Annotated in this window: 14 protein-coding genes; 7 read left to right on the top strand and 7 right to left on the bottom strand. The window is 29.4% G+C overall.

Translation table 11 applies throughout. The annotated features are described in order from the left end of the window. Positions 1-104 precede the first annotated feature (104 nt). From MARPI_RS08335 to MARPI_RS08315, 5 genes are all read right to left on the bottom strand, one after another. Positions 105-1,265: a 2-oxoacid:acceptor oxidoreductase subunit alpha gene (locus tag MARPI_RS08335; RefSeq protein WP_014297157.1), complete on the bottom strand. Its 1,161-nt coding sequence runs from the start codon at positions 1,263-1,265 to the stop codon at positions 105-107. Then, a complete protein-coding gene (locus MARPI_RS08330; RefSeq protein ID WP_014297156.1) occupies positions 1,258-1,479 on the bottom strand; it encodes a 4Fe-4S dicluster domain-containing protein in 222 nt (73 codons plus the stop codon). The genes MARPI_RS08335 and MARPI_RS08330 overlap by 8 nt, the downstream gene beginning before the upstream one ends. 28 nt (positions 1,480-1,507) lie before the next feature. After that, positions 1,508-2,644 carry a sodium ion-translocating decarboxylase subunit beta gene (locus MARPI_RS08325; protein WP_014297155.1) on the bottom strand — a complete coding sequence of 379 codons (1,137 nt, stop codon included), beginning with the start codon at positions 2,642-2,644 and terminating at the stop codon, positions 1,508-1,510. A gap of 169 nt (positions 2,645-2,813) precedes the next feature. Further along, positions 2,814-4,037 (bottom strand): peptidase T, encoded by a 1,224-nt coding sequence (pepT, locus tag MARPI_RS08320; RefSeq protein WP_014297154.1) that lies wholly within the window; start codon positions 4,035-4,037, stop codon positions 2,814-2,816. 39 nt (positions 4,038-4,076) lie between these two features. Then, on the bottom strand, positions 4,077-5,066 hold the full coding sequence (locus MARPI_RS08315) for a hypothetical protein (protein WP_014297153.1): 990 nt from the start codon (positions 5,064-5,066) through the stop codon (positions 4,077-4,079). A 48-nt stretch (positions 5,067-5,114) separates the two neighbouring features. Here MARPI_RS08315 and MARPI_RS08310 point away from each other — a divergent pair, with 48 nt between their 5' ends. The 7 genes from MARPI_RS08310 to trxB all read left to right on the top strand — a co-directional run bounded on the left by MARPI_RS08310 (position 5,115) and on the right by trxB (position 13,394). Further along, positions 5,115-6,098, top strand: a complete 984-nt coding sequence (locus MARPI_RS08310; RefSeq protein ID WP_198029610.1) for an alpha/beta hydrolase — start codon at positions 5,115-5,117, stop codon at positions 6,096-6,098. Further along, positions 6,088-7,104: an alpha/beta hydrolase gene (locus tag MARPI_RS08305; protein ID WP_014297151.1), complete on the top strand. Its 1,017-nt coding sequence runs from the start codon at positions 6,088-6,090 to the stop codon at positions 7,102-7,104. Before MARPI_RS08310 ends, MARPI_RS08305 begins: the two co-directional genes overlap by 11 nt. Before the next feature lie 10 nt (positions 7,105-7,114). After that, on the top strand, positions 7,115-8,773 hold the full coding sequence (locus tag MARPI_RS08300) for a GGDEF domain-containing protein (RefSeq protein ID WP_014297150.1): 1,659 nt from the start codon (positions 7,115-7,117) through the stop codon (positions 8,771-8,773). A 12-nt stretch (positions 8,774-8,785) separates the two neighbouring features. Further along, entirely contained in the window at positions 8,786-11,218 is a 2,433-nt protein-coding gene (locus MARPI_RS10965; protein ID WP_014297149.1) for an HD domain-containing phosphohydrolase, read from the top strand. 158 nt (positions 11,219-11,376) lie between these two features. After that, complete coding sequence (locus tag MARPI_RS08285; protein WP_014297148.1) at positions 11,377-11,736, top strand: PadR family transcriptional regulator; 360 nt, start codon at positions 11,377-11,379, stop codon at positions 11,734-11,736. A gap of 20 nt (positions 11,737-11,756) precedes the next feature. Continuing rightward, on the top strand, positions 11,757-12,437 hold the full coding sequence (pdo, locus tag MARPI_RS08280; RefSeq protein WP_014297147.1) for a protein disulfide oxidoreductase: 681 nt from the start codon (positions 11,757-11,759) through the stop codon (positions 12,435-12,437). A 3-nt stretch (positions 12,438-12,440) separates the two neighbouring features. Continuing rightward, entirely contained in the window at positions 12,441-13,394 is a 954-nt protein-coding gene (trxB, locus tag MARPI_RS08275) for a thioredoxin-disulfide reductase (protein ID WP_014297146.1), read from the top strand. Positions 13,395-13,504: 110 nt separating this feature from the next. Here trxB and MARPI_RS08270 read toward each other — a convergent pair whose 3' ends face one another. Continuing rightward, positions 13,505-14,227, bottom strand: a complete 723-nt coding sequence (locus MARPI_RS08270) for an N-acetyltransferase (RefSeq protein ID WP_014297145.1) — start codon at positions 14,225-14,227, stop codon at positions 13,505-13,507. A gap of 66 nt (positions 14,228-14,293) precedes the next feature. After that, entirely contained in the window at positions 14,294-15,088 is a 795-nt protein-coding gene (locus MARPI_RS08265) for a cyclase family protein (RefSeq protein ID WP_014297144.1), read from the bottom strand. Between the last annotated feature and the right edge of the window lie 4 nt (positions 15,089-15,092).

Raw genomic sequence — 15,092 nt, 5'->3', positions numbered from 1 at the left:
CACATTTTATTTTACCATAAAATTTCTTTTTTTTCAAATACAATTTTTAATTGTTAATATACATATACCAAAAAACAAATCCCCCTTTTGAAAAGGGGGATTTATTAAAATTCTATTATATGTCTCCATACCTGTGTTATTGAATCCAATATTTCTTTTGGTGAAATTAAATCACCATCTACTCTATTTACAAGTGCTATATGTTTTCCAAATTTATTTACCCTTGATATTTCAAGTGCAAGTTGCCCTAAATTCATTTCAGCCACAATTATAGCCTGTGATTTCTTCAAAAGATTTTTCATTTTTGATACTGAGAATGGCCAGATTGTAATGGGTTTAAATAACCCTACAGGTATTCTATCTTCACGTGCCATTTTTACAGCCTTCATTGCACTTCTAGCAACTGAACCATAAGCTACAACTATAATTTCAGCGTCTTCTGTCATATATTCATCATAAATAGCAATTTCTTCTGTATATAATCTGATTTTGGAATCAAGATGTTTAATTACTTTATCTGCTACTGAAGAAGACCCCACCGGGAATCCTGTTTCATCATGAACTAAACCTGAAACATGAAATCTTGCCTTTCCCATTTCTATTAAAGGATTTACAGGATAATTTTCTTCCTGGAATCCAAAAGGATGGAATAAATCTTCTTCTTCTATTTCTTCTTCACTCATTCTTGCCACTATTTCAGGATTTTCGTATTCATCACTTAAGTAAAAACTCTCTCTCATATGTCCTAATGTTTCATCCATTACAAGCACAACTGGTGTTCTATATTTTTCAGCATAATTAAATGCCGTAATTGTATATTTATAAACCTCTTCTACTGTTGAAGGATAAAGAGCTATTATCTGCTGATCGCCATGCCTTCCCCATCTTATCTGCATTATATCTCCCTGTGATGGCTTTGTTGGCAAACCTGTACTTGGTCCTCCCCTCATAACATCCACTATTACACATGGCGTTTCAGTCATCGTTGCGTATCCAAGAGCTTCCTGCATTAAACTAAAGCCTGGACCACTTGTAGCTGTCATTGACTTTACGCCTGCTAATGATGCACCAATAATGGCTGCAGCACTGGCAATTTCATCTTCCATTTGTATGAATTTTCCTCCAACTTTTGGTAATTCTCTTGCCATAACCTCTGCTACTTCTGAAGAAGGTGTAATAGGATATCCTGCAAAAAATCTACAACCTGCTTTTACTGCTGCTAATGCACATGCTTCATTTCCCTGCATGAATACTATTTTACCCATTGGCCTCAACCACCTTTTTCTCTGATATATCAATAGCAATATCAGGACATAATCTTTCACACATTAAACAACCTATACATTTGCTTTCATCAACTATTATAGGTTTTCCCATTTCTGCTGAGCCAAGGGCTTTTGTTGGACAAACATGATAACATATACCACAGTTTTTACAGTAAGAATAGTTAATGGTAATCTCATAGCTTTTTTTTGCCATTTAGGATTTTCACCTCTTTATAAAAGGATTAGAGTATTGATAAAAATACACCTGCTGCTACAGCTGAACCAATTACACCTGCAACATTTGGACCCATTGCATGCATAAGAATAAAGTTTCCTGGATCTTCTGACTGAGCAACAGTTTGTGCAACCCTTGCTGAATCAGGAACAGCTGAAACTCCAGCAGCACCTATTAAAGGATTTATTTTATCTTTTGTAAATAAATTCATGAGTTTTGCAAAGAATATCCCTGACATCATTGCAATAATAAATGCAACAGCACCAAGTAAGAATATTTTTAAACTTGTTGGCTTTAAAAATACATCTGCCCTTGCTGTACTTCCAACAGAAAGCATTAATAATATGGTAACTGAATCAAGTATATATCTTGAAGCAGCTTCAGCAAGCCTTTTTGTAACTCCAGATTCTTTTAACAAATTACCAAGCATTAACATTCCCACAAGTGATATAGCCTTAGGTACAAGTAACGCAACAACTATTGTTGTAGCAATTGGGAATATAATCTTTTCTTTTTGTGTAACATGTCTCATTTTTTTCATTCTTATTAATCTTTCTTCTTTGGTTGTCAATAATTTCGAGACAGGTGGCTGCAATATCGGTATTAAAGCTATATACGAATATGCAGCAATTGCGATTATTGCCAATAAATCAGGTGAAAATCTTGAAGCAAGATAGATTGAAGTAGGTCCATCTGCACCACCAATTATAGCTATAGATGCAGCGCTATGAATATCGAATCCCATCATATTTGCAACTATAAATGTTCCAAATATTCCAACCTGAGCTGCAGCACCTAAAAAGATTAATCTCGGATCTGCAATAAGGTATGAGAAATCTGTTAATGCACCTATTCCTAAAAATATCAATGGTGGATATATTCCTAAAAACATTCCCCTTTGTATATACCATAATAATCCTCCAACCTGGCCATCCATAGGTGGATTTAAAATACCGGTAACTTCCGGTGGAATATTCGCAAGAATAATTCCAAATCCAATAGGTATTAATAATAACGGTTCGGCATGTTTAACAATAGCAATGTAAATTAACACGGATCCAATAGCAATCATCAATAGATGCTGCCAGGTAAAATAGGCAAAACCACTGTTTGCAAAGAATGCGACAAAATTAGACAAATCCATTTCAAATCCTCCTTGTAAATATTTTCAAATTTAATTATAACCCTTTATGTTAATTAATTCAACCATCATTTTTTATAAGATTAACAACTTAAAGTTTAAAAAGCACAGGATTTTGGATTACTTTACTGCTAATCCTAACTGATTAGATTTAACAGGAAGATTTTATCTTTTAGTTTCTTGCAACCAATTTAGAAATTTCTATAATAACTTCCACAGCCTTTTCCATTGAAGGAATTGGAATGTATTCGTATCTGCCATGGAAATTGTGACCACCTGTAAAGATATTTGGACATGGCAATCCCATATAAGATAGTCTTGCACCATCTGTTCCGCCTCTTATAGCTTTTATAATTGGTGTTACACCTACATTTTCCATGGCTTTTTTAGCTATTTCAATTATTTCTGGATTTTTATCTATTATTTCTTTCATGTTGTAATAAGAATCTTTTAGGTTTAATTCAACTGTATTTCCACCATACTTTTTGTTTAAAAGCTCCGCATTTTTTTCACATAACCATTTTTTATTTTCAAATAATTTTTTATCATGATCTCTAACTATCATTACAACTTCTGCTGAATCACAATCACCTTTAATGCCTACTACATGAAAAAATCCTTCGTATTTTTCTGTATTCTGTGGAGTTTGTGCCTGAGGAAACATCATTATTAATTCTGCTGCTATTTCAGCTGCATTTATCATTTTATTTTTAGCTGTTCCTGGATGTATACTTTTTCCATTTATTTTAAAATGTGCTGTGGCAGCATTAAAATTTTCTGCTTCAAGCTCTCCAATTTCTCCCCCATCTATTGTATATGCAAATTTTGCGCCAAATTTTTCCACATTAAATCTATCGGCTCCTCTACCTATTTCTTCATCAGGAGTAAATCCTATTCTTATCTTTCCATGTTTTATTTCTGGATGCTGAATTAAGTATTCCATAGCTGTGATAATTTCAGCAATACCGGCTTTGTCGTCTGCACCCAACAATGTATTTCCATCTGTAACTATTATTTCCTGTCCAATATAATTATTTAATTTTGGAAATTCCTCAGGACTTAATACAATATTCTTTTCTTCATTTAATACAATATCTCCGCCCTCATATTTTATAATCTTCGGTTTTACACCTTTGCCTGTTAATGCAGGTGCTGTATCCATATGAGCAATAAAACCTATTACAGGAATATCTTCTTCTGAATTTGCCGGTAAAGTTGCATATACATATCCATTTTCATCTACTTCAACTTCACTCAACCCTATTTCTTCTAATTCTTTTTTTAAATAATTTGCAAAAACAAGCTGTTCTGGTGTTGAAGGACATGTTTCAGAATTTTCATCAGACGTGGTATAAAATTTTACATATTCCAAAAATCTTTCCTGTACTTTTTTCATAGTAATGCCCCTTTCTTTGGTATTCTATATTTATTATATTTATATAAACCTTTTGATTTCCAATATCTTTTCTTTATCAAAATCATATTCTTTAAATTTATCATTTGATAATACAAAATATCCATATTTTTTTGCTATTTCTATTATTTTTTCATCTGCCGGAGAATGTAAATATACTCTTTTTTTCAACAGAAAATTTTTTAATATTTTCCTTTCTTCTTCTTCTAAAATGTATTCGATATTTTTATCAAAAACAATATGAACAGGATAAAATACATATTTTTCTGTATACAGATTTTCTATTATTCCCAGCAAAAACTGTAAGGAATTTTTATTTTCATATCTTACAACATTGCTTCCATCAATAACCATCCCTTTTATTCCCGAAACATTGAATAGTCTATAATGATAATATGAAAAACTCCTTAACTGTAGATTAAGTAAATGTTGTTCAAAATCACTAAGACTTTTATAAATTTCCAAAAATCTTTTTAAGGTTGCATTTTTATCTTCAAGTGGATTTAATTTTAATATTTCATCTAACAAATTCTGAATAAAAATATTTTTTTCGTCAAGAGGAATATAAGTCATTAACGCGTAAAGATCTATATAATCCTTAAATGGAAGTTTTTTAAAAATAACTTTTGGTGTGTATAATTCTATACCATATTTTTTCAATTTTTCTTCATAACCACCTGGAGGAAATTTATCGGGAAACATTATAAATTTTATCATTTCTATATCTTCATCTTTTAATCCATAATATTTTTTCAAATCGTTAAATCTATTTTCTTTTGGTTTTTCTACAATATGAATTAATAAAAATTGCAAATCATTAATGTGTTTTGTCAGTATTTTTCTTTCTGCATTTTTACTTAAAAATCTAAATAGAGATATTAATTTTCTCTGATTTAATGTTCTTGGAGACAATAGATATTTTCTCATTTTCAATACGTCTTTTCTAATTCTATCGCTATGTTCTTTGTAGTCTTTTTCTTCTATAATATGCTTTATTTCTCCAAAACCCATTTAATATTTCTCCTTTTTTAAAATTTGGTGTATAATATTATAAAGAGGTTGCGAGGTGGTACTATAAATAAAAATATTTTAAAAAAAATTCTGGCTTTTTTTGTAATTATTGGAACGTTAACCTGGGGTGGAATTGTAATTGTATTTACATTCTTTTTATGGGCATCATTATATATTATAAACCTTCTAAGAAAAAAATTGCCCATTGACGCTTATGATTTTAGAGGTCCTTATACATATACATATAAAACTGAAGGAAAATTACAATTAAAGATGGATATTTATTATCCCAAAAATCACAATAAGGAAAAATTACCTGTTATATTTTTTGCGCATGGTGGTGGATGGGTTTCCGGGTTCAGAAATCAACCCAATAATGTTTCATGGTGTAAATTTATTGCTTCAAAAGGTTTTGCTGTAGTATCTATTGACTATAGATTTGGAATTTCACATACAATGGATGAAATATTATCAGATTATACAGACGCTTTAAATTTTATCAAAAAAAACGCCCAAAAACTGTATTTTGATAAAAATAATATTATTTTAATGGGACTATCCGCCGGAGGCCATCTTTCGTTATTATACTATTCTTATAACACATTTTTAAAAAAGAAAGATAAAATTTCTGGTATTAAAGGCGTGATTGCATACTATGCACCGTCCGATTTAATGGATCTTTTTGATAAAAATGTAAAATCGGTTTTTGCAAAGGTTGCAGTTACTGCAACTTTAAAAGGATTACCGGTAAAAGAAAAAACAGGAAAATATTTATATTATTCTCCTATATTCTGGATAAATGAAAATATGAATCCTGTATTATTGGTTCACGGAAAAGAAGATAAAGTTGTTCCTTTTTCGTCTTCTGTAAAATTGTATAAAAAATTAAAAGAAAAAGGTGTAAAGGTTAAGTTTTTTGTCCACAAATATGGTGATCATGGATTTGAATTTGAAAATAATGATATACAAACAATTAAAATTCTAAATGAAACAATAAAATTCATGAGGGGTTTGATTAAAAATGAAGGTTGATTTTACATATGAAAAGAAAGATTTTGATTATATTTCTGGATATATTTTTAAAGGAAAACATTATAGATGTAATTATATTCGATTTAAAACATTATACAGGAATCCTGCCAGAGGTACTGAAACTGTAGAATTATATAATTTTGAACCCAAAGAAGAAACTCTTGCTTCTGCATTAATTTTACACGGTCTTGGTAGTGCAAATGTAAAGTATATGATATGGCTTGCAAAACGTCTTGCATCTGTTGGAATAAATACCTCTATTTTAATCTTACCCGGTAATTATACCCGTGTTGATGAAAAATCTGTTAGTGGAAGAAATTATCTCTGGCCTGAAATAAGTGTAATGTATAGATTTTGGGAACATGGGGTTGTTGATACATTAAGTACAATTGATTTTTTAAAACAAAAAAAATTGTGGAAAAAACACAATATCCTGATTGGATATTGTTTAGGAGGAATGATAGGAACTATTGTAGAAGCTTTAAACCCACAATTAGATAAATTATTGTTAATGACAACAGGAGGATACTTACCGGAAATTTTATATAATTCTCCTGCAACAAAATTTGTTCGAAGAATGATAGATAAAGGTTTTAAAACAGATTTTGATATGCATAATATAGAAAAGATTTATAACATATACGAGGATCAATTCCAGATAGTAAAAAATATGAAACTTGAAGAAATATTAAATAGCAAAAAAATACATCCATTATTTAGAATAGATCCTCTTTCTTATGCTCATTTAATTAATCCAAAAAAGGTTACTTTTATTGAGGCAATATTTGATAAAACACTTTCTGTAAGAAGCAGAAAGATTTTATGGAAAGAATTTAAGAAAGGCGCAAAACATATTCACGCTCTTACAGGACATGTAATATGGCTACCATTTGAATTTATGTTAGCTAATTATGTTATTAAATTAATGGATATAGAAGATCTAAAGATCAGAGCAAGATTATATGGTTTTGATGAAATAGATGAAGTTTTAGATGAAAATTTTTAGGGGTGATTTTATGGAAAATTTCTTATTTAACGGAAAGTTTTTCAATAAACAGAATTTCATTTCTTTGTTCTTTTCAATTGTATTAATCTATTTTTTTCCTATTAATTTTTCATTTGAAATAAAAAAATTATTGGCTGTATTGTTGATTACATTTATATCCGATAATATTGATGTAAAATGGAAAAACAATATTAGACTTGTTACAAATATGACAGGATTTTTAGTTGCTTCTCTTTATGGAAGGCAATATATTTTAGTTGCTGCAATAACCACTTTATTCAGGCTTGAAAGACTTGGATTAAATAAAAGAGTTAGTAAATTTCTGGGCTATTTTTTCATGAATTATGGAGGATATGTACTTGCCGATTTAATTACTGACAATATTTATTTAAAACTATTTTTGTTTGTAACCTTTTCAAAGCTAATTAACACATTACATACAGATTTAGATCGTTTTGATTTCAATATGCTGCTTACAGAATATGTATTTTTCTTAACTTTGTTGCCAAGTATGTATTTCTACCTTTTATGCCAGAACCATGTCTTAAAAATTTATTTTATCTTTCAAAATTTGATTTTTATTATTTTATATTATTTTATAATGAAACATCTAACTGAAAGAGAAGAAGAAAAAATCAAAAATGAAAGGCTTAAACGTTTCAATGATATAATGCTTCAATTTTCAAACATTTTATATTCATATTCTATGAATGTTTCAAAAGAAAAGATTTCAAAAGATGTTGCCAACATTTTAAATAAACAGTTTGGATATAAATATGTCTTAATCTCAGAAATAGACTATGAAAACGATAAGATTAATAGAATTACATATGCTGGATTATCAGAAATTGAATTCAATAAATTAAAGGAAACAAAAGTTAAGGCTTCAGATATTTTAAAACTTTTTGCTAATGAATATAGATATGGAGAAGTATATTTTATCCCTGCAGAAAAAGGGGATTTTGACGAACAGAATTATTATTTTCAGTTTGAATCAAATATAACTTTAAATACATATACACAAAAGAAAAACCAATGGCATCCAAATGATTTATTGCTTATAACAATAAGAGATAAAGAAAATGAAATCATTGGATATATCTCATGCGACCAGCCTAAAAATGGTTTAAGACCTACTGAAGAAGATATGAAAATACTATCTGTTCTTTCAAAAATAGTTTCTATAATATTGATACACAGTAAACAATTTAAATATATTAAAAAATTAAGTGAAACAGATTACCTGACATCTTTATATAATTCTTCAAAGTTAAATAAAGATATTAAATTCTATAATATTTCTAATATTCCTATTTCTCTGGCTTTTATTGACCTTGATGATTTTAAGAAAATAAATGATACATACGGCCATGTAATTGGAGATGAAAAATTAAAAGAGTTTGCATTTACCTTAAAAAGCTCCGTTAGAGATATTGACAAAGTTTATAGATATGGTGGAGATGAATTTGTAATAATTTTTGAAAATTTAAATAAAAAACAGGCTAAAAAGATTCTGGAAAGAATAAAAAGAAAATTAATTGAAACTGGTTTAAGTTTCAGCGTTGGTATTGAAGATACATATGAAACTGATATCTCAAATTTAATAAAAATAGCAGACAAAAAAGCTTATGAAGCTAAGAACAGCGGAAAAAATAAAATTATATTATAGCGGGGCGAAAATATGAAAAGGCTCTTGATTTTTGTACTTATAATCGTTTCTATATCCCTTTCTTTTTCAAAAACACTTAAAATAGGTATATACAAAGATATACCTATTGTATTTGATGAAAAAAGAGGCTTTTTTGTTGAATTAGCACGGAATATGTTTGAAGATTTAAATGTTGACTATAAATTTGTTTTTGATACACAGGCAAACCTTATTGAAAAACTTAAAAATAATGAAATTGATATTGTTGCTGACCTGGCAATAACCCCTGAAAGAAAAAAATTCTTTAATTTTAACAGCGAAGCTTTATTTTTCGACTGGGGAGTAATATATGTTTCAGGAAAAGAAAATGTCGATAATATAGTTGATTTAAAAAATAAAAAAATTGGCGTAATGAAAACAGATATATTTTACGATGGACCTGGAGGCATAAAAGAAATTCTTAAATCTTTTAATATAAAAGTAGATTTTGTTGAAATGAATGATTATATGGAAATACTTGATGCCCTCGAAAAACATGAAATAGATGCTGGTGTAATGCCAAAATTTCTTGGTTTATATCTTGAGAACAAGCATAACATTAAAAAAACTTCCATTATTTTTACGCCTATAAGTATTTATATGATGTATAAAAAAGATAAAAGTCTGGATGAATTTTTTCAGAGGTTTGATCAATTATTAAAAAAATTAAAATCAGATCCCGATTCATACTATTATAGTATTTTTGATAAATATTTTAATACAAAAACTCTTGAAAAAATACCTGACTGGCTTGTTCCTGCAATTGCTATTTTAGAAACTATACTTATTTTTATAATTATTGTGCTATATATAAATTCCAATCAACTTAAAAGAAAATTACAGAAAAAAAATTCAGAATTAACAGATGCTTTAAATGATCTCGAAAAAACACTTTCAGAATTAAAAAATTCTACAGATTTAATTGAAAAAATTGTTAATCTTTCACCAAATCCTATTTATATAAAAACTGTAGATCAAACTATTATTTTTTCTAATAAAGCTTTTGCTGAATTTTTTAATATGGAAAAAGATGAAATTATTGGAAAAAATTTAAACGATATTATCGGCAATACTATTGATGAAAAAACCAAAGAAAATGCTGTTATAAAAGATATACAGATTATATTAAATCATATTGAAAAAACTGTTTTAGAAGTTAAAATGAAAAAAGACGGAAAAATACGTTATTTCAGAGTTTTCAAAACACCTATAAGGCAACAAAATGGTGAAGATAAAATTCTTGTTTTATATATAGATGTTACAGATAAAGTAGAGCAAAAACTTGAACTTGAGAAAAAAAATAAAATACTTGATTCCACAAACAAAAAATTATTTAAGATGATTGAACTGATTTCCAATTTTGAAACACAGGATATTGAAAATTATTATACAAATCTTTTAAAATTTGCCAATGAACTTGTTGATGCATGTGATTACGGAAGTATTTCACTTGCTGAAAATGATAAATGGAATTTCATTGCAGCAATAGGTCATGATATAGAAAAATTAAAACAACTTAATCTTAAAAAAGATTGGATGGTTCAAACAAATGATGAAATAAAAATATTTAAATCAGATGAATTAATTAAAATTGACAAAAAAGGAATGGATGAAAAAACATTTAATAAATTTATAAATGCTGTAAAAAATATAAAGGAAATAATGATTATAACCTCAGAATTAGAAAAAGGAAAAATACTTAATCTTGCACTGGATATAGACGCCAGTAATCCTAAATCATTTACTGAATACGATAAAACAATTATACAGGCTTTAATGAATATTGCTAAAACTGTAATTAATTCAAAATATACCATAGATAGAGTTAAAAGTGCCTATCTTAATTTTGCCAATAAACTCGCTTTAATTGCAGAAGCACATGATGATATTACAGGACAACATATATATAGAGTTGGAGAGCTTTCGTATTTTATAGCTCAAAAATTAAATCTTCCAGAAGACAAAATAATTGAAATAAAGGAATTTTCGACATTACATGATATTGGAAAAATCTTTATTCCACTTGAAATTTTAAATAAACCCGGTAAATTAACAGATGAAGAATATGAAATTATGAAAAAACATACCATTTATGCAGAACGGTTATTGGGTGATGACCCATACTTTGAAACTGCATTAAAAATTGCATTATATCACCATGAAAAATATAATGGTGGAGGATATCCATATAATTTAAAAGGCGATGAAATACCTATTGAAGCTCAGATTGTATCTATTGTAGATGTATACGATGCTTTACGTTCTAAACGTCCATATAAACCGGCTATTCCACACGAAAAAGTGATGAAAATAATCATTGAGGGTGATAATAGAACTTCGCCAAAAGATTTTAATCCAAAAATCCTTGAGATATTTAAACAATACTCAGATGAAATCAATAATATATATAATAAATTTTCTGATTAAAGCACCTTTTCATGGGTGCTTTAATTTTTTGACTTCAAATTTTAAAAAAATAACAATAGAACCTTTATATTTTTTACTTGACAAATATATACATAATGTATATAATATAATCATGGATGGAAAAATTGACTTTTTTAGTACTATTTGGAGGGTAATAAATGAATTCGGCAAATAAGTGTAAAATATTTCAAAAGAGCGGAAAGTTAATATGCGATTTATTATTGATATTAATAGCCGAAAAGCCCAGTTATGGCTATGAACTATCCAATAGGCTATGCGAAATGGGTATAACAATTCCAGAAGGAATTGGGCAAAAAGGAAGAGTATACAGGGCTCTTTCAGATCTTGAAAAACGTGGCGAAATAGAGTTTGATTGGGATACAACATCAAGTCCACCAAGAAAAATTTATAAGGTGACAGAAAAAGGAAAAGAAAGAATGAAAAGATTTATTTCTGAAATGGAAGAACAGATAATAGTTTTAAAAAACTTTATTAATAAAGCAAAAGAAAATATATAAAACTTCGGAGGTGTAGTAAAATGGAAAGATTATTAGATGACAAAACATTAGAACAGGTAAAGGATTTATTAGGGGAAATGAAAGGTAGAGTAAAAATAATTTTATTCGAAAAAGATGATTGCGAATACTGTGAAGTAACAAAACAATTATACACAGAATTATCAGAAGGTGTAGATAATGTTGATTTAGAAGTTGAAAATATTGACTCTCCACTTGCAGAAGAATATGAAATTGATAAAACATTAGCTCCAGCAACAGTTATTCTTGCATCAAATGGTTCAGATTTAGGTGTAAGATTTTACGGAATTCCTTCAGGACATGAATTCAGCACATTATTACAGGATTTAATTCTCATGTCCAAAAATGGCGAAGAAGTAGATTTCTCAGAAGACACAATTGAAAAATTAAAGGGTATAAACAAAAAAATAAGATTAAGAGTATTTGTAACTCCAACATGTCCATACTGTCCAAGAGCTGTTTTATCAGCACAGATGGCTGCAATGATTAATGAAAATATAAACGGTGAAATGGTAGAAGCTAACGAATTTTACGAAATTTCAATGAAACACAATGTAAGTTCTGTACCACACACAGTTATTGAAGCATTTGAAAATGGTGAATGGGTAGTTAAAGGTGAATTTATTGGTGCATATCCTGAACCAAACTTCGTTGAAGAAGTATTAAAAGCTGTGGAGGGATAAGCCATGTTCTTTGATCTTGGATCATCAAAAAAACATGATTTAAAAGAATATTATGATATGGTAATTATTGGCGGTGGTCCAGCAGGTGTTGCAGCAGGGATTTATGCTGTTCAGGGCGGAATCCAGCCATTAATTATAGAAAAAGATTTAGAAGGCGGTCAGATTAACTTAACAGAATATGTTGAAAACTATCCTGGATTTAAATCTATTACAGGAGAAGAATTAGCAACAAAACTTGGAGAACACGCAAGAGAATTTGGCGTAGAATTTTACGATGGTGAAGTTATTAATGTTGATTTCAGTAAAGATGAAAAGATAATATCACTTGATAATGGAAGTATTGTAAAAGCAAAAACAGTTGTTATCGCAACAGGTGCAACACCAAGAAAATTAGGTGTTCCTGGTGAAATGGAATTTGCTGGTAGAGGTGTTTCATACTGTGCTACCTGCGATGGACATTTCTTCAAAAACCAGAAAGTTGCTGTTATTGGCGGTGGCAATACAGCTGTTGAAGAAGCTCTTTATCTTTCAAAAATAGCAAAAGAAGTTTATATTATTCATAGAAGAGATAAGTTAAGAGCTGATAAAAGATATCAGGACAAAGCATTTAATACAGAAAATATTAAATTCATCTGGAATTCTGTAGTAAAGGAAATCAAAGGTGATAAGAAAGTAACTCAGCTTGTACTTGAAAACAGAGAAACTGGTGAAATTACAAACTTCGATGTAGACGGAGTATTCGTTTTTGTAGGACTTACTCCTGTAACAGAATTATTTAAAGGAAAAATAGAACTTGATGATTATGGATATATCCCTGTAGATGAACACAGAGAAACAAATGTGAAAGGTGTATTTGCTGCAGGAGATGTTATTCAAAAGGAATTAAGACAGATTATCACAGCAGCAGCTGATGGTGCTATTGCAGCATCTTTTGCTGTAAGAGAATACTTTAATTAATTAGCAATCAAAAAGGAGCTTTCCATAAGGAAGCTCCTTTTTTTATTTATTTTTTATTTATATTATCTTTTTTAAAAAAAGAGCAGGCCTTTTCGGCCTGCCAGCCCTATTTAAACGAGAGGACTTTCGGGGATTATTAATTCTTTGTTTGCTTCTGCAACTTCTGGTGTTGCAGGTACAAGATCTGTCTTTATATAATCGAGTAAATATTGTTTTACTGATAAATCCCAATATTCTCTTGTAATGTAATATACTTTTGCTCCACCTAATTCATGCTGTACATCTGGCCATGGATATGATGGTTGTGCCATACCTAAACCCCATCTCTTCCAACCATTATAACTTTCAAATGTTGACCACCATTCTTTTGCTCCCAGTTTTTCAAATGCATATTTAGCTTTTGCATAATACATAATAGCTCCTACTTTTAATCCTCTTACATATGCCATTGAGTGTAAACTAATATGAATTCCATTATTCATAACTCTTGCATTTGCAAAACCTGCTAATTTCCCATTAATTGTACCAATCATGAAATATGGATCCTTTAATCTATCTCTATACCATCCTAATAATTCGCCATATACTCTTACACCAACAATATCATAAAAGTCATGATCTACATCTAATAATTTCTTTATAAATGGTAATAATTGAGGTACTTCTTCTTTTTTCAATGGTCTGATATATAAATAATTTCCATCTTTTAATTTTGCCATTTCTGGTTCATATGGTTCTAATTTCAATGACGGTCCTGCTAACATTGGTTCTATTTCTCTAACATCAAATGTAATTTTTTCCTGTGATACTTTTTCCGGTATTTCTTTCCACATAATCTTTCCCCTCCATTTTTATCTTTTATCGTTTTCTGTTATTATTAATCAATTTTATCGTTTCAATTATCCTTCAATTTCAAATGCAGCTACACGAGCTATACTTGATTCACCATCAACAAGTTTCCATGGGAATATACCTATGTACATTCTTCTATTTAATACTTTATCAATTTCTCCACCAAGATTTTCAGCGTGTAAAATCAAGTGTGGGAATAAATCAATATGCATTAATTGATACGTTTCATCTGTAAAGTATTCATCTAATGGTTTTCCGTATTTTTTTCTAAAGTGTTCGTCTGCCATTTTAGCAAATTCAGGTCTGTATTCTCTTAATATTGTATTCATTGGGTGATCTGCAGAACCACAATCAACACCAACCCATTTAATTTCCATTTCTTTTAACCAATCAGCAAATCTTTGATCTGGTCCTGGGTGGAAGTAATAATATTTATTTTCATTTGCTTCTGGTTGATCCCATGCATATTTGTGATAACCAGTGTTAATAATTATAATATCGCCCTTTTTAATCTCGAGATTATTTTCTTTTGCAACCTTTAATAATGTTTCTGGTGTATAAATATCAAAATCTCCAACTTCTTTAGAAATATCTAAAATAACCCCTTCACCGAACAAATAACCATCAAGTGGCAATGAAGCTATATCTCTTCCGCCAGTCATAAAATGTCTTTGACCATCAAGATGTGTACCATTATGCATACTTGTTTGAACTATCTGTCCGTTAACCTTCTGAAGCATCATTCTCTTGAAATACCACAATTTCATTGGCTCATAACCTGGCCATGGTGGTGTTGTAATACCAATCTTCTGAGTTAAATCATACACTTTAATACCTGCCACAATA

The sequence above is a fragment of the Marinitoga piezophila KA3 genome (assembly GCF_000255135.1).
In the GTDB taxonomy this organism is placed as follows: domain Bacteria; phylum Thermotogota; class Thermotogae; order Petrotogales; family Petrotogaceae; genus Marinitoga; species Marinitoga piezophila.
Note: the sequence above shows the minus strand (reverse complement) of the source record. Positions and strands in the feature narration are given on the sequence as shown.